This is a genomic window from Brevundimonas sp. GW821-FHT12C05, from assembly GCF_058807475.1.
Genome location: NZ_JBXAQS010000001.1, coordinates 1,649,672 through 1,666,700 on the forward strand (window position 1 = coordinate 1,649,672; position 17,029 = coordinate 1,666,700).

Below are 17,029 nucleotides of genomic sequence, written 5' to 3' on the forward strand. Positions count from 1 at the left end.
ACGCGCCGCCCTTTGTCGTTCGGACGTCCGATTCAGGCTTCCAGCAGGGCCAGCGCCACCGACGGCGCGGGACCTTCACGGAATTCAGCCACATGCCAGCCCGAGGCGGCGGCGACGTCACGCACCGAGCGTTCCGTGAATTTGCGTGAGTTCTCGGTGTGGATGGTCTCGCCGCGGGCGAAGACGATGCGCCGCCCGCCGATGTGGACGGCCATGTGCCGGGTCGCCTGCAGGTGCATTTCCATGCGCGAAGCCTCGGCGTTCCAGACCGCGCGGTGGGCGAAGGCGTCGATGTCGAAATCCGCCCCCAGTTCGCGGTTGGCGCGGACCAGCAGGTTGCGGTTGAAGGCGGCGGTCACCCCCTGCGCGTCGTCATAGGCGGCGATCAAGGCCGCCGGATCCTTGACCAGATCCACGCCCAGCACGAACAGGGCGTCGTCCCCCAGCAGGCGCCGCGCACCCTTCAGGAAGGCCACGGCCTCATCCGGCGTCAGATTACCGATGGTCGATCCGGGGAAAAAGCCGACCTTGCGTCCCCGCCCCACCCCCGCCGGAAGCTCGCCCAGGGCCAGAAAGTCGCCGACCACCGGAATGACCTCCAGCTTCGGATAGGCCTCGCGGATGCGGTCGGCGGCGGCGTCCAGCGCGTCCGGGCTGATATCGATGGGCACATAGGCGGCCAGGTCCGGCGCCGCGTCCAGCACGATGCGGGTCTTCTCGCTGGCGCCCGAGCCGAACTCGACCAGCACCGCGCCTTCGCCGAACCGGGGCGCCCAATCCGGGGCGACGGCGCGCAGCAGGCCCGCCTCCTGCCGCGTCGGATAATATTCCGGCAGCCGGGTGATCTCTTCGAACAGGTCCGATCCGGCCCCATCGTAGAACCATTTCGGCGAGGTCCGCTTGGGCGAGGACGACAGGCCCGCGATCAGGTCGTCGCGGAAGGCCGCGCTCTCATCATCCGACATCCGCGGTCCATCGTTGCGCGCATCCGACGCCAGCCGCAGGCCCGCGAAGGCCCAGCGCTGATGCGGATAGAAGAAGTTCCGGTAGGTGACCCGGGCATGCCCCTCGGGCGTGGCGAAGCTGGAGCCCCGCAGCACCGCCTGGTTGATCATGAACTTGCCGTTGTACTCGGACGCCGTCCCCTCCGTGGGCGTGAAGCCCGGATAGGGAGAATAGGCGGACGCCGTCCACTGCCACACTTCGCCGAAGGCGTTGGACAGCAGGTCCGGTCGGGTCTCCACCGCATGTTCCCACTCCGCCTCGGTCGGCAGGCGGCGGCCCGACCAGCGGGCGAAAGCGTCGGCCTCGTACAGGCTGACATGGCGGACAGGCGCGGCCGGGTCGACCGCCTTGCGGCCCGTCAGTCCCATGACCGACCAGCCGTCCTCGCCCGGCGACCAGTACAGCGGCGCCGTCCAGCCCTCGGCCTTCACCGTGGCCCAGCCGTCCGCCAGCCACAGTTCGGGCCGCGCATAGCCGCCGTCCGCGATGAAGCGGATCCAGTCGCCGTTGGTCACAAGATCGTTGGCCAGCGCATAGGGCTCCAGCCAGACGCGGTGCCGCGGCCCCTCGTTGTCGAAGGCGAAATCATCGTCATCGTCGTGACCAATCTCGACCAGGCCGCCGGCGAAGACCGTCTCCCCGCCCCGCGCCGGTTCGACCGGACCGGAGCGCGGCTCCTTGCCATAGGCCGCGGGCGCCAGGGGCGAGTGGGACAGCAGGTTCAGGATATCCATCAGGAACAGCTCCTGATGCTGCTGGTCGTGATGCAGGCCCAGGGTGAACAGATAGCGGGACCGCGCGTCGGCCTCCTTGCGCCCCAGCCAGTCGACCATCCGGCGGTCGATCTCGCGCCGATAGGCCATCACCTCGTCCAGCGACGGGCGGGTCATCAGCCCGCGCTCGGGCCGCGCCACGCGCTCGCCCAGCGCCTCATAGTAGCTGTTGAACAGGATCTGCCAGCGGTCGTCGACCGGTCGGTAGCCGGGCGCCTGCGACAGGATCATCGCCTCGAAGAACCAGCTGGTGTGCGCCAGGTGCCATTTGCCGGGGCTGCAGTCGGCCATCGACTGGGCGGACAGGTCCTCCGCCGACAAGCCCCGCGCCAATTCGGGCATCGCCGCCCGAACCGTCAGGAACAGGTCGACATCGTCGTCAAGGTTCGGCCGGATCGGCGAATGCACGTTCATGCGGACTGGGCTCCCCCGCCGTGAACCCCGAACATGGGGCGGCGCCAGCGTAACTGCCAGCCCGCCGGAACCGTTCCTGTCAGCAGTCTGGCGTCAGAGCCCGCGCATGGCCTCGAGCAACTCGTCGACCACCTCTTCCCGCGTCGCCCAGGAGCAGACGAAGCGCACCGAGCCGTCGTCGAAGCGGTAGCAGGCCCAGCCCAGGTCGTTCAGCCGCTGATGGGCCCACGGCGCCATGCGCACGAACACCGCGTTGGCCTCGACCGGATGGGCCAGGACGAAGCTGGTGCCGTTCGTGATCCCGGCGGCCAGCCGTTGGGCCATCAGATTGGCGTGGGCGCCGCCGTCCTCCCAGGCCTGGCTCTCCAGCAGGCCGAGGAAGGGTCCGGCCAGGAAACGGCCCTTGGAGGCGGTCTGTCCCGCCTGCTTCAGCCGGTTGTCGATCCGCCGCGCCAGCGATTTGTCGAACATGACGATGGCCTCGGTGCAGTTGGCGCCCGCCTTGGCCCCGCCGAACACCAGGATGTCCACGCCCAGCCGGGCGATCTGGGTGAGGTCGAAACCGGCCGCCGCCGCATTGGCCAGCCGCGCTCCGTCCATATGCACGCCATAGCCCTTGGCCTTCACCGGCTCGATCAGGTGGCGCAGTTCTTCCTCGGTGTAGACCGTGCCGTATTCGGTCGACTGGGTCAGGCTCAGCGCCGCCGGGGGCTGACGATGGCTGACCTCGGGCTCGTCCAGCGCCGCCTGCAGCGCCGCCAGCTCGATCTTGCCGGAAAAGCCCGGCAGGCCGACCAGGCCCACGCCCTGGCCGAAGAAGCCCGGCGCGCCGGTCTCGTCAGTGCAGATGTGGGCCGCATGGTGGGCCAGCACGGCCTCATGGGGCCAGGCCAGCATCGACAGGGCGATGGAATTGGCCGCCGTGCCCGAGAAGACGAAACGCACCTCGGCGTCCGCATCCAGCCTTTGCCGGATCTGGTCCGCGGCGCGGGCGGTGACGTCGTCCGCTCCATAGGCGCGGGCATAGCCCTCATTGGCCGCGATCAGCCCCCGCAGGGCCGCGGGCGCCATGCCGGCGGTGTTGTCCGAACCGAAGTCGTAACGCACGCCCTACCCCTCGCTGCCGTGGTCCGTGGCCGGCTGGCCCGGCGCCGGATCGCTGCTCTTGCCCCTGCGGACCCTCGGCGCGGGCGGCGCTTCGGGTTCGTCCTCCTCGCCATACGGCACAGCCACCTGATGGGGGAAGGGAATCTCGATGTCGGCGGCGTCCAGCGCCTCTTTCGCGGCCTGCAGCACGTCGGCCTTGGCCTGCCAGTAGTCGCCCGACTTGGTCCACGCCTGCAGCGTCATCTCCACCGAACTGTCCCGCAGGGCCGTCACCCCCGCCCAGGGCGCGGGATCGGCCAGCACATGCTCATGCGACGCCGCCGCCCCGACCAGCGCCTCGCGGGCGGTGTTCAGGTTGTCGCCGTAGCCGACGCCGATCTTCAGCTCCATCCGCCGCGTGCGCTGGCCGGACAGGTTCAGGATGGTGTCGCCGAAGACCTTGGAGTTGGGCACCACGATCTTGACGTTGTTGGCGTCCGACATCTGGGTCAGGAACAGGTCCAGCCGCTGCACCGTGCCGACCCGTCCGCCCACGTCGATCAGGTCGCCGACGCGATAGGGCCGCAGGATCAGCAGCATGACGCCCGCCGCCACATTGGACAGCGTCCCCTGCAGCGCCAGGCCGACCGCCAGCGAGGCGGCGCCCAGCACGGCGATGATCGAGGTCGTCTGTACGCCCAGCCGCTGCAGCACGGCGATGAAGCCGATCAGGAAGACGATGACCCGCACCACCTGCACGGCGAAGCTGAGCACCGTCGGGTCCTGGCGGAAGCCGCGCACCCGCCCCAATCCCCTGCGCGTCATGCTCGACGCCCAGCGCGAGGCGAAGATGGTGACGATGAAGATCAGGATGGCGATGGACAGGTTGATCGCGAAGTCGCCGGCCATGTCGGTCAGCTTGGCGATCATGGCGGCGTCGACCGCGGCGGCCTTCTGGCCCGCGGCCACCGCCTCGTTCAGGGGAGCGACGAGGTTGGTCATGGGCCGGGTCTAACGCCTGACCCGGCGATTGGAACCCTCCCCCGCGATTTTCAGCCGCCGCAGGCGGCCAGAAGCAGCCCGCCGATCAGCGCGATGTTGCCGGTGAAGGCGTTCTGCGAGGTCTGGCGCGTCTCCGCGGGCTGACGCCAGAAGTCCAGCAGGGTGACGTTGGCCACGACGGTGAACACGATCAGCGCCGTCGCCGCGAACGGGATCAGCATCCCGGCGATCAGCAGGCCGCCCCCCGCGATCTGAAGCAGCGACCCCAGCGTCAGCAGGATCGCCGGGAACGGCCAGCGCCGGCTGACCAGCCATCCCGTCAGCTGGCGGAAGTGGAAGAAGTGCTGGATTCCAGCCCAGGCGAACACGCCGCCCATCAGGATCAGGCCGAGGTGGGGATGGGGTTGAAAGTCGAACATGGGACCGTCTCCGTGTCTGAGGCTTGCCCGGCTCCGCCGGATGTGGCTCTCTGTCTTCGATATCTAATCGATAGATATCTAATCATTCGATGTCTACAAGTAATTTCATGTCGCCTGAAGACTCTCCGATCGGTCTCGTTCTGGCCAAGGCCGCCAAGGGCTGCGGACGCGCGTTCGAGGACGCCTTGGCCGCCGCCGGCGGCTCCACCCCGGTCTGGCTGATCCTCCTGGCGCTGGTGCAGGGGCCGCACAGGACCCAGACTGAAGTCGCCGCGGCCGTCGGGATCCAGGGCCCCACCCTCACCCACCATCTGAACAACATGGAGCGGGACGGCCTGATCGAACGCACCCGCCTGCCTGCGAACCGCCGGGTGCATCAGGTGTCGCTCACCCCCTCCGGCCGCGATCTGTTCAACCGGCTGCGTCAGGCGGCGATGACCCACGACGCCCGCGTCCGGGAGGGATTCACGCCGGAGGAACTCACCGTCCTTAGGGGGCTGTTGCTCCGGCTCTCGGCCAACGTTCCGGACGTGCAACTGCTCTAGGTCCAGACGTGAAAACGCCCCGGAGGTCTCCTCCCGGGGCGTTTCAGTCAGCTCAGATCGTCGGGACCTTAGTTGAACAGGCCCGCGATGACGGCGGTGATCAGGCCCGTCGCGACGGCGGTCAGGACCACGTCATTGCCGCTACGGACGTACTGATAGCCCGAAGGCGGCTGGCGCAGGCCGTAGCGGTTGTAGTCGCGGACCACATAGGCGCTGCCGCGATAGTTGGCGGGCATCCGCTGGCCATAGGCCCAGGCGCGGGTCTGATAGCCGCGCGGCGGGGTGTAGCGGCCCGCGCTGTAGCGGCGCTGCGACTGCTGCCAGCGGCCGTAGGCGCGCTGGTCCTGACGGGCCTCGGCGCGATTGTCGCGGCGGTCGGCCCGGTCATCGCGACGGTCGTCGCGGCGGTCCTGGCGCTGTTCGTAGCGATCCTGGCCGCGCGATTGCGCTTCGGCGGCGGAGGCCATGCCGACCGAGCCCAGAGCCAGGGTGGCGGCGATAGCGGCGGTGAGAACCTTTTTCATGGTCGTGTCTCCAGTTGCGGCCGAAGGATTTCGACTTGCCCGCAATCTGGACCCCAGCCCTTGAGCCGGGTCTGAACAGCCGTGCTCACCCCAGGTTCAGCGGGCGGGCGGCTTTTGAACGCCAGTGTTTCAGTGCTGTTACGCAGCCGCCTTACGCGGCCTGGGCCTCTTGCACGGTCGACAGCGCCCGCACGCCCGCACGCCCCGCGCTGACGCGGTTCATCACCAGGGCCAGGGCGGCGAAGTCGATCGGCTTGTTCAGATAGGCGTCGGCGCCCGCGTCCAGACCCGCCTGGTGATCCTCGGTGCGGGCCGAGGCCGACAGCACCACCACCGGCGTGTCGCAGTTCGGGCCGTTCCCGGCGCGGATGGCGCGGGTGGCGGTCAGACCGTCCATCACCGGCATGTTCACGTCCATGATGACCAGGTCGAAGCGCTGCTCGCCCGCCGCCTCGATGGCGATCTGGCCGTTCTCGGCGGTCGCCGAGGTATGGCCCGCCGACGACATCCAGGCCTCCAGGATCATGCGGTTCACCGGATGGTCCTCGACGATCAGCACGTTCAGGGCCTGGCCGCCCTCGATCTCGGCGACGATGGCCTCGGCCGCCTCTTCCTCGATCCAGCGGACCACTTCGGCCTCGACGCTGAAGATGAAGGTCGAGCCCTCCCCCGGGGTCGATTCCACGGTGATGTCGCCGCCCATGATGTTGGCCATGCGCCGCGAGATGGTCAGGCCCAGTCCGGTGCCGCCAAAGCGGCGCGTGGACGAGGCGTCGACCTGGGTGAAGGGTTGGAACAGGCGCTCCAGGTCTTCCGGCGCGATGCCCGAGCCGGAGTCGCGGATCATGAAGTCGAAGCGCACGGCCTGATCGCTCAGCCGTTCGCCGCGCACCGTATAGGTGATCTTCCCGGCGTCGGTGAACTTCACGGCGTTGGACAGCAGATTGTGGATCACCTGGCAGACGCGCAGCGGATCGCCGCGCACCACGGCCGGCACCTCGCCCTCGCGCAGGGCGACGAAGTCCAGCCCCTTGGCTTCCGCCTGGGCCTGGAACGGGCCGGTGACGCGCTTGTCCAGATCCTCGACGTTCACGTCGACGACCTCGAAGGTCATCTTGCCGGCCTCGATCTTGGTCATGTCGAGGATGTCGTTCAGCAGGCTCAGCAGGTTGTCGCCCGAGTTGCGGATGATCGACAGATACTCCCGCTGCGTCGGTTCCAGTCGCGTCGCCGCCAGCAGCTGGGCCGCGCCCAGCACGCCGTTCATCGGGGTGCGCAGCTCGTGCGAGATCACGCCCAGGAAGTTGGACTTGGCGTCATTGGCGGCGTTGGCCTTGTCGCGGGCCGATTCCAGCTCCTCGATCAGGTGGGCCTGATGTTCCTGGAAGGCGCGGATCCGCTCCTCGCGCAGCATGGTCATGGTGACCAGCACGAACAGGCCGGCGGCGGTGAACGGAATCACGGCCAGGAATTGCCAGAACTCGGGCGTGCCCCACAGGCTGCCGGCGATGATCAGCGCGGCGGCGCCGTAGGGCGAGGAAATCACGATGGCCTGACGCGGCGAGCTGCGAAGCTGCGCGAACACCAGCACATAGCCGGCGACCAGCAGGGTCATGCCCAGGGAAGGACCGAAGGTGGCGCCCGAGAACCACGCCAGCAGCGGCGCGGCGGCCCAGGCGGCGGTCGTGGCGGTGGCGACGGCCGGGAAAACCAGCCCCCAACCGGCGCCGACGCGTTGGCTGATGCGCTTTTCGACCGCGCCGCGCAGAGCGCCCGCGGCCAGGGTGCCGACGAACCAGAGGGTGGCCGCGGTCCAGCCGACCGTGGCCAGCAGGCCGACCGCCCAGCTGGCGATGATCAGATAGCGCAGATACTGGGTTTGAAGGATGGCGCGCAGGGCCTGCGCGGCTTCCCCGGAGTCCGGATCGCTGCCGACGGGCTTCCCGATGCCGTCCGATTCAACCATTCCAGCCCCGCGATACGATTGCACAACCCGGCGCGGACGCTACGGGGAACCCCCTAAGACGAAGTGAACGCTGACGCTTCTATGACAAACTCTGTTCGCTGATTTTAACCCTGTACGGCCTCCGCCGGCGTCAGGGCCTTGATCGAAAGCGCATGGACTGGACCGGCCAGCTCGTCGCGCAACAGGCCGTTCACCGCCCGCTGACGCTGCACCCGTCCCTGCCCCTCGAAGGCCGTCGAGACCACCGTCAGATTGAAGTGGCTCTCGCCGCCGGGCTGCGCGTCCATGCCGCCTTCGTGATGATGACCGGCGTGTCGCCAGCTGTCGTCCTCGATCTCCAGATGCTCCGGAGCCAGCCCAGCGGTCAGTTTCTGGCGGATAATCGTCGCGATCGGCCCTTCGGGCATCGTCAAGTCCTTGTTGCGGTCTAATTCAGCCCTACACTTCGGGCGATGTCGTCTGCCTTTCAATACACGCCGCGCTTCAAGGACATGCGCATCAAGCCGCCCAAGCCCGAAGAGGAGGCTGCGGAGGCTGATGTCCTGCATCTGAAGCCCGGCGAGAAGCCCTGCAACTGGCCGGACTGCCGCCAGGCCGCCACGGCCCGGGCGCCGAAGTCGCGCGAGCGGCTGAACGATTTCTACGACTTCTGTCAGCGCCACGCGGGCGAGTACAACAAGGGCTGGAACTTCTACGCCGGGATGAGCGAGGGCGAGGTCCGCGCCGCCCAGGAGAACGAGGCCATGACCGGCGGCCGCCCGACCTGGGAGATGCAGGCCGGCAAATTCACCCGCGAGGCCGCCGCCTTCGCCGCCAAGATGGGCACGTCCAACAATCAGGGCGCCGGCTCCTGGCGCGACAGCTTCGGCCTGTTCGGCCGCCGCATGAAGGAACAGGCCGGGCCCGAGGGCCAGGACGACCTGCGCCTGGGCAAGCTGGAACGCGCCGCCCTGTCCGACCTCGATCTCGACGTCCGCACCGACAAGAAGGCGGTCAAGGCGCGCTATCACGAGCTGCTCAAGCGCTTCCACCCCGACCTGAACCAGGGCGACCGCGGCGCGGAGGCCAAGCTCCAGCGCGTCATCAAGGCCTACAAGACGCTGAAGAAGGCCGGGCTGGCGGCCTAGGTCCGCACGAGGCGCCGCCGCCCGGAATGACGCGTCGGTATTTAGTTATCGAGAAAAATGATTTCGCAGCATCTTTCTCGCTGGACTCTCCGCTTCGCCGTGCCTACCTAGTCGTTATCGCGATAACAAAGCGCCGCTCGCGACGGCCCCAACGATGGAGACCTGACATGCAAGTCCTCTACACCGCCCACGCCACCTCGACCGGAGGCGGCCGCGACGAGGGCCGCTCGACCACCGACGACGGCAAGATCGACGTCCTGCTGTCCCTCCCCGCCGAGATGGGCGGCAAGGGCGGCGCCGGGACCAATCCGGAGCAGCTATTCGCGGCCGGCTACGCCGCCTGCTACATGGGCGCCCTGCGTCTGGTCAGCGGCAAGGCCGGCACGCCGGTGGGTCCCGACACCAAGATCAGCACCTCGGTCGGCATCGGTCCGAACACCCGCGGCGAAGGCTTCAACCTGGACATCGCCATCAAGGTCACCGACCACGGTCTAGACCAGGCCGTCATCGACGACCTGATCCAGAAGGCCCACCAGGTCTGCCCGTACTCGAACGCCACCCGCGGCAACGTCGACGTCGCCCTCAGCGCGGGCTGAGGGCGCGCCGGGAGCCCAGCTCTAGTTCCGCTGCATCTGCTCGATCTGTTCCAGCCGCGCGCCCGCGGCGGTCTCGCCGCCCGCGAAGGCGGCGAGATATAGCGCCCGCGCCCGGGACAGATCCTTCCGAAGCCCCGCCTCGCCGGCGAAATACTGATCGGCGAGCAGGAACTGCGCCTTGGCGTAGTGGCGGTCCGCGGACTTCTGGAGCAGCCGCACCGCCTCGGCCTGGTCCACGGCGACCGCCTCTCCGCCGAACAGCATGAGCAGGCCGAGTTCGTAGAGGCCGCGCGGATCTTCCCGCGCGGCCGCTTCCCTCAGGTAGGCAAGGGACCGCGTCATGTCCTGGGGAACGCCCGACCCCGTGCGATAAAGGTGCGCCAGCCAGTTGAGCGCGCGGCCGTCGCCCTGCCCCGCCGCCTCTTCGAACAGACCGACGCCACGCTCCTGATCCATCTGAAGTCCGCCCGCGCCGGTAAGGTAGAACGACCCCAGATCCACCACGGCGGGCGGATAGCCCACAAGGGCGGCGCGGCGGTAGTGAGCCAGGGCGTCGGCGAGATCCACGGACCGCTGCGGCTCCCCCGCGTAGGTCTCTACGCCCAGCAGGCGAAGTTCGGCGGAATTGCCGGCGTACTCGGCCTTGACGCCCAGTATCCAGTTCGCGCGAGCGTCTCCGTTCCGGGCCCGCTGAACCAACGCCGCATAGGTCTCCACGGTCCGCCGGGGCTGCGCCGCGGCAGGCGCTGCTCCAGGCGCGGTCGCGACCGGCGCGACCGCCGCCTGCTCCCTCAGCCCCCGGACGATGGGGCTCCGTTCCGCGATGGCCTCGATCGTCGTGAAGGTGTTGGTGCAGCCGATGTCCACGGTCAGCCCCTCCACCCGTTGGCAGGTTCCGCCAGAGCCATAGTGGACGCCGACGAGGGCGGCATGATCGTAGGCGATGATCGGCGATCCCGAACTCATGTTGTAGGTCGTGACGCGATGCTGGACCTGGGTCGCGTTCTCCCGGTCTCCCAACGGAGCCATGTCCCCGCGAAGCGTCAGGGTCCACGGATGCTGGGGCACGAACACGATGGCTCGCGGCTCGAGCCTGACCGGGGCCAGGTTCATCTTGCCGAAGGCCTGCGCCGCGCTTCGTCCGTCGGGCCCGCGTCCGATCCGGACGACGGCGAAGTCCACATGCTCCGCCAGGACATGATTGCCCGCCACCGGACACACCGCCTCCGCGGGGTCTCCCGGCCGGCAGCCGGCCGGATCGCCCAGCACGGGATAGACGGCCGTGCCCTCGGGATCATTGGGGTTCTGATCGTCGACATAGCCCATCCGCAGCTGGGCCCGCGTGACGTACTCCTCGTCGGACGCCCCGGGTATGCAGTGCCCCGCCGTCAGGATGTAGTCGTCCGACAGGACCGAGGCGGTGCACCAGATCACATAGTCGTTCGCGGGCGAACCGACGCGGCGGCGATGAATCGCCAGCCGCCCCGTCGGCAACGCCGCCTTCTGCAAGCCGTCTCCCAATTCCGAGAACGGCAGCAATGTGGACGGCTCGTTCTGGATGACCGAAGAGAAGACTTGGGACTGCATCGTCACGGTGGGAGCCAGCCGGTCGTACAACTGTCGGCAGAACCGCCGCGGGGACGGCGTCTCGCAATAATCGACCGCCTCGGTCTGCGCGGCCGCCGGCGGCGGTGTCGCCATCCAGACCAACACCGACAGAAGGATTGCGAGTAAACGCATGTCAGGCGGCGGGGACGACGCTGCAGCCTGATGTCACCGTGACCGGGCGTCGGTCGAACTCGGCCTTGGTCAGACGCGCGCCCTGCCCCGCGCTGACGATGGTGTAGGTCAGGGTCAGATCGCGCGTGGCGGCCGGCATGTAGAAGGCTTCGCCCTGCGGCATCAACTGCCGGATGACTACCCGCGCCACCCACGTCGCGAGACCGAGCAGCAAACTCCAATCTTCCGGCTGACGGTGGGGGCAGACCACGACCTTGCCGTTGCTCTGATTGACCGCTTGCGCCCAGCGCTGCATCCGCGCGGGCAACAGGCCTCTGATGTTCCGGCCGTCGGCGGTTTGCGTGACCAGGGCCGGGTCCGTGGCCGAGAAGTTGACCGTGACCCGCTCGTTCGAGCCCGCCATCGCCCGGCGCATCGCGCACTCGAAGTCGTTGTTGTCCGCATAGGTGCTCACGGACTGGCCCGGTCCGACCAAGCAGTTGTAGGCGCGCCAGGCCTGCTCGGCTTCCGCGAACGGCAGGGCCGGCGGCTCGGTCCCCTGCTGCGCGCCGCCGGAACTCCCGCTTGCGCAAGAACTGAGGAAAACGGCCACGGCGACGGTCATCGCGATCGACTTGCGCATCTTCAATCCCTCCCCAGGAAGAATTTACCGTAGCGACGTTCTTTCAAAATACAACCGGTACTTCAATCCAGAGTGGTCCGGTAGCGCAGCATCGCCAGCGTCCCGACCACCATCACGAACAGCGTCAGGGCCAGCAGGCTGGGGCCTGCATTTTCGATCCCAACGCCCTTCAGCAGCGATCCTCGCACCACCCGCAGGAAATGGGTGACGGGGATCGCCTCGCCGATCGCCTGCGCCCAGCCCGGCATGCCCCGGAACGGGAACATGAAGCCCGACAGCAGGATCGACGGCAGCATGTAGAAGAAGCTCATCTGCATCGCCTGCAGCTGGGTCTTGGCCAGGGTCGAGATCAGGAAACCCAGCGCCAGCGAGCCGACGATGAACAGGTTCAGCCCCAGGATCAGGGCGATCCACCCGCCGCTCATCGGCACGGCGAACAACACCCGCGCCATGACCAGGATCACCGCCGCCTGGATCAGCCCGACCAGGACATAGGGGCTGAGCTTGCCCACCATGACCTCCAGCGGTCGGACCGGCGTGGCCAGCAGGCTCTCCATCGTGCCGCGCTCGCGCTCCCGCGCCATGCCCAGCGAGGTCATCATCACCAGGGTCATCGACAGGATCACGCCCAGCAGGCCGGGCACGATGTTGAAGGCGGTGACGGCCTCGGGATTGTAGCGGCGGTGCACGACCACCTCGAACGGCTGGGCGCCCGGCGCCCGATTGGCCAGCGGCCCGGTCAGCTCGCGCGCCAGCGCCTGCTGCGGCAGGCTGGCGATCGCCGCCACCGCCCCGCTGGTCGCCGACGGATCGGCGGCGTCGGCCTCGACCAGGATCTGCGCCCGCTCGCCGCGCACCACGCGCCGGGTGAAGTCGGCCGGGATCACCACCGCGAACTGCACCTCGCCCCGCGCCAGCGCCCGGTCCAGCTCCCCCTGGCTTCGCGCCTGCAGGGTAATCTCGAAATAGCCGCTGTTATCCAGCGCGGTCAGGATTGAGCGCGAGAAGCCGCCGTTGTCCTGCACCAGCACCGCCGTCGGCAGGTTCCGCGGATCGTCATTGATCGCATAGCCGAACAGCAGCAGCTGCATGATCGGCAGGGCCAGGATCATGGCGTAGGTCAGCCGGTCGCGCGTCAGCTGGATGAACTCCTTGGCCATCACGGCCCAGGTGCGGGTCAGGGAGAACATCAAGCCGCCTCCCGCGCCTTACCGGCCTCGATGTCGTGGATCATCTGGATGAAGACGTCCTCCAGCGTCGGGCGCGTCTCGGTCCACGTCAGCGGGGCCTTCCGCAGCGGCGCGATCGCCGCCTCCAGCGCCGCCCGGTCGCGGCCCGAGACGTGAAGCACCGTGCCGAACGGCGCGACCATCTCCACTCCCGGCTTGCCGCGCAGCTCAGACGCCAAACGATCCGCGCCCGGCCCCTCGGCATGGAAGGTGATCAGGCCCGAGCCGGCGATCACCTCGTCCGCCGTTCCCCGCGCCAGGGTCTGGCCGCCCGCGATATAGGCGATCTCGTGACAGCGCTCGGCCTCGTCCATGTAGTGGGTCGAGACCAGCACCGTCATGCCGTCCGCCGCCAGGGCGTGGATCTCGTCCCAGAAGGTGCGCCGCGCCTCCGGATCGACCCCGGCCGTCGGCTCGTCCAGCAGCAGCAGGTCCGGCTGGTGCAGGGTCGCCGCCGCCAGCGCCAGCCGCTGCTTCCACCCGCCCGACAGCGTCCCGGCCAGCTGCGCCCGCCGCTCGACCAGGCCCAGCCGCTCCAGCGCCGCCTGCACCGTCGCCCGGCGGTTCTTCAGCTCGTGGATCCGGGCGGTGAAGGTCAGGTTCTGCTCGATCGACAGGTCTTCGTAGAGCGAGAATTTCTGGGTCATGTAGCCGACCCGCGTCTTGATCTCGCGCGACTGCCGCATGACGTCGAAACCCAGCACCGTCCCCTCGCCGCTGTCCGGGGTCAGCAGGCCGCACAGCATCCGCAGCGTCGTCGTCTTGCCCGCGCCGTTCGGCCCCAGGAAGCCGCAGATGCGCCCGCGCTCGACCGTGATGCCGAAGTCCCTCACCGCGTGCAGGGCTCCGAAGGACTTGTTCAGCCCCCGCACGTCGATCACGGGGTCCGCCATCAGTCCGCCTCCAACGGCGTCACATCCACCGGCAGGCCGGGGTTCAGCGTCGCCGCGTTCGTCGGCAGGGCCTCCACCCGATAGACCAGCCGGTCGCGGCTGCCGCGGTTGTACAGGATCGGCGGGGTGAACTCGGGCCGGGCGCTGATCCAGGTGATCCGCGCCTGCCCTTCCCCGGCGCAGCCGTCGCAGCCGAAGCGCACCGTCCGCCCCGTGCGATAGCGGGCCATCTCGGCTTCCGGCACGAAGAAGACCAGCTTGACCTCCCGGTCCGGCAGCAGCGCCAGGATCGGCTGGTTGGCCGGGGCCCATTCGCCGGTGCGGTAGAAGACCTCCTCCACCCGCGCCGGGGCGGGCGCGACCGGCGACAGCTGGCCCAGCCGCGCATTGGCCTCGGCCAGGCCGCCCTCGGCCTGCACCGCCTGCTGGCGCGCCTGCGCCACCGCGTCCTGGCGGGCCCCCAGGGTCGCCACCTCGCGGCGGCGGCGGACGGCAGCGGTCTGGGCCCGGGCCGCGTCGCGGGCCGCCCGCACCTGATCCAGCCGGGCGGGGGCGTAGATGCCCTGGCGCACCAGCGGCGCGATCCGGTTGTAGTCGGCGTCCGCCTGCCGCTCGCTGGCCAACGCCGCCTGCAGCTCGGCGTCAAAGACCGACAGCTCCTCGGTCCGCTGGCCCTTGGTCAGGTCCTCGACCCGCGCCTGAGCGGCGCCGACCCCGGCCGCCGCGCTGTCGGCCTGGGCCCGCTGCACCTGCGGATCGATCAGGAAGGTCCGGCCGCCGGCCTCCACTCGCCCGCCCTCGCGGACATACAGCTGCGCCACCGCGCCCGAGACCGGGGCCGACAGATACAGCCGCTCGCCCTCGACATAGCCGGTCAGGGTCCGCGCCGGCGACGGCCGCAGGAACAGCTGCCAGCCCAGCGCCGCCAGGGCGACGAGGGCCAGAATGATCAGGACCGGGCGCAGACGCTTCATGGCCGCATTCCTCTCAGGATCGTGTCCAGGTGCTGGTCCGCCAGCTTCACCACATCGACCGGCGCCGCGCCGATCGGCTCGAAGGTCTCGCGCCAGACCATCGACAGGACCATCGGCCCCATCAGGCTGAAGGCGTACAGGCGCGGATCGCCCGGTCGGACCTCGCCCCGCTTCTGCGCCTCGGTGATCTGGGCGCTCATCATCTGGATGCCGGGCTCAACCACGGTCTCGTGCCAGATGGTCGCCAGTTCGGGATGGTTGCGGCTCTCGGCGATGACCAGCTTGACCACGCCGGTGATGCGCCGGTCGGTGACCACGGTCCGGGCCAGCATGCCGATGCCCGTCCGCGCCGCCTGTTCGAAGCCGACCGCCCCGGTCGCCATCGCCTTCACCCGTTCGATATTGGGCGAGATGGCGTCGCTGACCACGGCCCGGAACAGGTCCGCCTTGGTCTCGAAATACAGATACAGCGCGCCCTTCGACACGCCCGCGCGCTTCGCCACCTCCTCCAGCCGGGCGGAATGGAAGCCGCGCTCGGCGAAGACTTCCAGCGCCGCGGCCAGGATCTCGGCTGGGCGGTCGGCCGGACGGCGACGGAATTTGGGCTCGCCCAGGGGCAGCATGGCGACACCTTGGTAACTGACCGGTCAGTTATTAGTCTTGCCGACACGGACTGTAAAGCATCGTTATTCCAACGCCTGCCCCGGCGGACTGGACCATGCTGCGCGGGGCTTCTAAGGGTGGCGCATGACCTCCCCCCTCGACTCGACGCCCGATCCCCTGCTGACGCTAGAACCGCACCGCAACGCGACGGTCCGCGAGATCTTCGGCATCGACAGCGACATGTCCGTGCCGGTCTTCGCCGAGCGCGACAGCCATGTGCCCGAGATCGACGACGCCTACCGCTTCGATCCGCAAACGACCCTGGCCATCTGCGCCGGCTTCAGCTTCGACCGCCGCGTCATGGTCCAGGGCTACCACGGCACCGGCAAGTCGACGCACATCGAGCAGGTCGCCGCCCGTCTGAACTGGCCGCTGGTGCGCGTGAACCTGGACAGCCACGTCAGCCGCATCGACCTGGTCGGCAAGGACGCCATCGTCCTGAAGGACGGCAAGCAGATCACCGAGTTCCGCGAGGGCATGCTGCCCTGGGCCCTGCAGCGCCCCATCGCCCTGGTGTTCGACGAATACGACGCGGGCCGCCCCGACGTGATGTTCGTGATCCAGCGCGTGCTGGAGGCGCAGGGCCGCCTGACTCTGCTGGACCAGAACCGCGTCATCCGCCCGAACCGCTGGTTCCGCCTCTTCTCGACCACCAACACCATCGGCCTGGGCGACACCTCGGGCCTGTACCACGGCACCCAGCAGATCAATCAGGGTCAGATGGACCGCTGGAACATCGTCACCACGCTCAACTACCTCGACCACGACGTCGAGACCGAGATCGTGGTCGCCAAGGCGCCGGAATACGCCACGGCCGAGGGCCGTCGCACCATCGCCGCCATGGTCCGCGTCGCCGACATGACCCGCAACGCCTTCATGAACGGCGACATCTCCACCGTCATGAGCCCCCGCACCGTCATCACCTGGGCCCAGAACACCGCCATCTTCGGCGGCGACATCGGCCTGGCCTTCCGCCTGACCTTCCTGAACAAGTGCGACGAGCTGGAACGCCCGACCATCGCCGAGTTCTACCAGCGGGCGTTCGGCGAAGACCTGCCGGAGGCCGCGACGCGGGTGAAGGTAGGCTAGGCCGCTCTCGCCGCACGACCCCGCCGAGCACGGACCCTCGAAATTCGCTATGGTCACGCTCCACCTGAGGGAGCCCCCCATGAGCGACCATCCGATCGACAGCCTGTCCGATTTCCTCGCGCTCATCGAGATCCTGGCCCAAGATCCCGCGACCGCGCCCCGGGCCGCCGCGATGAACGCCGCCCTGCTTCACGTGCTGGAATCCGGCCCGTTCCTCGCCATGCTGCAAGCCGCGATGGCCGACGCACCAGCTCCCTCGGAACAACGGCGCCAGGCCCTCCTGGGCATGGCCGTCACCGTCCAGGAGATTCAGGCCCTCTTCGACGGTCGCCCGTAAACGGAAGCCTTGCCGTTGCGACCGC

Annotated in this window: 18 protein-coding genes; 5 read left to right on the plus strand and 13 right to left on the minus strand. The window is 68.7% G+C overall.

What is annotated here, in order from left to right; all coding sequences use genetic code 11:
• Nucleotides 1–32: 32 nt before the first annotated feature.
• The 4 genes from egtB to AC1RRF_RS07900 form a co-directional block, all read right to left on the minus strand.
• A complete protein-coding gene (gene egtB / locus AC1RRF_RS07885) occupies nucleotides 33–2,192 on the minus strand; it encodes an ergothioneine biosynthesis protein EgtB (RefSeq protein WP_492833875.1) in 2,160 nt (719 codons plus the stop codon).
• 93 nt (nucleotides 2,193–2,285) lie between these two features.
• Nucleotides 2,286–3,299, minus strand: a complete 1,014-nt coding sequence (locus AC1RRF_RS07890; RefSeq protein ID WP_492833876.1) for a threonine aldolase family protein — start codon at nucleotides 3,297–3,299, stop codon at nucleotides 2,286–2,288.
• 3 nt (nucleotides 3,300–3,302) lie between these two features.
• The gene (locus AC1RRF_RS07895) at nucleotides 3,303–4,280 is read right to left on the minus strand and encodes a mechanosensitive ion channel family protein (protein WP_492833877.1); all 978 of its coding nucleotides are present in this window, start codon (nucleotides 4,278–4,280) and stop codon (nucleotides 3,303–3,305) included.
• A gap of 50 nt (nucleotides 4,281–4,330) precedes the next feature.
• Nucleotides 4,331–4,699: a DoxX family protein gene (locus AC1RRF_RS07900; RefSeq protein WP_492833878.1), complete on the minus strand. Its 369-nt coding sequence runs from the start codon at nucleotides 4,697–4,699 to the stop codon at nucleotides 4,331–4,333.
• A gap of 107 nt (nucleotides 4,700–4,806) precedes the next feature.
• Here AC1RRF_RS07900 and AC1RRF_RS07905 point away from each other — a divergent pair, with 107 nt between their 5' ends.
• Nucleotides 4,807–5,244: a MarR family winged helix-turn-helix transcriptional regulator gene (locus AC1RRF_RS07905; RefSeq protein WP_492833879.1), complete on the plus strand. Its 438-nt coding sequence runs from the start codon at nucleotides 4,807–4,809 to the stop codon at nucleotides 5,242–5,244.
• A gap of 68 nt (nucleotides 5,245–5,312) precedes the next feature.
• On the opposite strand, the gene AC1RRF_RS07910 is transcribed toward AC1RRF_RS07905, so the two are convergent.
• The 3 genes from AC1RRF_RS07910 to AC1RRF_RS07920 form a co-directional block, all read right to left on the minus strand.
• Nucleotides 5,313–5,768, minus strand: coding sequence for an RcnB family protein (locus AC1RRF_RS07910; RefSeq protein WP_492833880.1), 456 nt, complete (start codon nucleotides 5,766–5,768; stop codon nucleotides 5,313–5,315).
• A gap of 151 nt (nucleotides 5,769–5,919) precedes the next feature.
• The gene (locus AC1RRF_RS07915; RefSeq protein ID WP_492833881.1) at nucleotides 5,920–7,734 is read right to left on the minus strand and encodes an ATP-binding protein; all 1,815 of its coding nucleotides are present in this window, start codon (nucleotides 7,732–7,734) and stop codon (nucleotides 5,920–5,922) included.
• A gap of 104 nt (nucleotides 7,735–7,838) precedes the next feature.
• Entirely contained in the window at nucleotides 7,839–8,141 is a 303-nt protein-coding gene (locus AC1RRF_RS07920; RefSeq protein WP_492833882.1) for a BolA family protein, read from the minus strand.
• A gap of 45 nt (nucleotides 8,142–8,186) precedes the next feature.
• On the opposite strand from AC1RRF_RS07920, the gene AC1RRF_RS07925 reads away from it, so the two are divergent.
• The gene (locus tag AC1RRF_RS07925) at nucleotides 8,187–8,861 is read left to right on the plus strand and encodes a J domain-containing protein (protein WP_492833883.1); all 675 of its coding nucleotides are present in this window, start codon (nucleotides 8,187–8,189) and stop codon (nucleotides 8,859–8,861) included.
• Between the two features lie 167 nt (nucleotides 8,862–9,028).
• A complete protein-coding gene (locus AC1RRF_RS07930; protein WP_492833884.1) occupies nucleotides 9,029–9,457 on the plus strand; it encodes an organic hydroperoxide resistance protein in 429 nt (142 codons plus the stop codon).
• 21 nt (nucleotides 9,458–9,478) lie between these two features.
• On the opposite strand, the gene AC1RRF_RS07935 is transcribed toward AC1RRF_RS07930, so the two are convergent.
• From AC1RRF_RS07935 to AC1RRF_RS07960, 6 genes are all read right to left on the minus strand, one after another.
• Nucleotides 9,479–11,197: a trypsin-like peptidase domain-containing protein gene (locus tag AC1RRF_RS07935; protein WP_492833885.1), complete on the minus strand. Its 1,719-nt coding sequence runs from the start codon at nucleotides 11,195–11,197 to the stop codon at nucleotides 9,479–9,481.
• Between the two features lies 1 nt (nucleotide 11,198).
• Nucleotides 11,199–11,819, minus strand: coding sequence for a hypothetical protein (locus AC1RRF_RS07940; protein WP_492833886.1), 621 nt, complete (start codon nucleotides 11,817–11,819; stop codon nucleotides 11,199–11,201).
• A 62-nt stretch (nucleotides 11,820–11,881) separates the two neighbouring features.
• Nucleotides 11,882–13,009 (minus strand): ABC transporter permease, encoded by a 1,128-nt coding sequence (locus AC1RRF_RS07945; RefSeq protein ID WP_492833887.1) that lies wholly within the window; start codon nucleotides 13,007–13,009, stop codon nucleotides 11,882–11,884.
• A complete protein-coding gene (locus AC1RRF_RS07950; protein ID WP_492833888.1) occupies nucleotides 13,009–13,941 on the minus strand; it encodes an ABC transporter ATP-binding protein in 933 nt (310 codons plus the stop codon). The genes AC1RRF_RS07945 and AC1RRF_RS07950 overlap by 1 nt, the downstream gene beginning before the upstream one ends.
• Nucleotides 13,941–14,915, minus strand: coding sequence for an HlyD family secretion protein (locus AC1RRF_RS07955; RefSeq protein WP_492833889.1), 975 nt, complete (start codon nucleotides 14,913–14,915; stop codon nucleotides 13,941–13,943). The genes AC1RRF_RS07950 and AC1RRF_RS07955 overlap by 1 nt, the downstream gene beginning before the upstream one ends.
• Nucleotides 14,912–15,538 carry a TetR/AcrR family transcriptional regulator gene (locus AC1RRF_RS07960; protein ID WP_492833890.1) on the minus strand — a complete coding sequence of 209 codons (627 nt, stop codon included), beginning with the start codon at nucleotides 15,536–15,538 and terminating at the stop codon, nucleotides 14,912–14,914. The genes AC1RRF_RS07955 and AC1RRF_RS07960 overlap by 4 nt, the downstream gene beginning before the upstream one ends.
• A gap of 124 nt (nucleotides 15,539–15,662) precedes the next feature.
• On the opposite strand from AC1RRF_RS07960, the gene cobS reads away from it, so the two are divergent.
• Nucleotides 15,663–16,667: a cobaltochelatase subunit CobS gene (gene cobS, locus AC1RRF_RS07965; RefSeq protein WP_492833891.1), complete on the plus strand. Its 1,005-nt coding sequence runs from the start codon at nucleotides 15,663–15,665 to the stop codon at nucleotides 16,665–16,667.
• Between the two features lie 79 nt (nucleotides 16,668–16,746).
• Nucleotides 16,747–17,004 (plus strand): hypothetical protein, encoded by a 258-nt coding sequence (locus AC1RRF_RS07970; protein WP_492833892.1) that lies wholly within the window; start codon nucleotides 16,747–16,749, stop codon nucleotides 17,002–17,004.
• The last annotated feature ends 25 nt before the right edge of the window (nucleotides 17,005–17,029 follow it).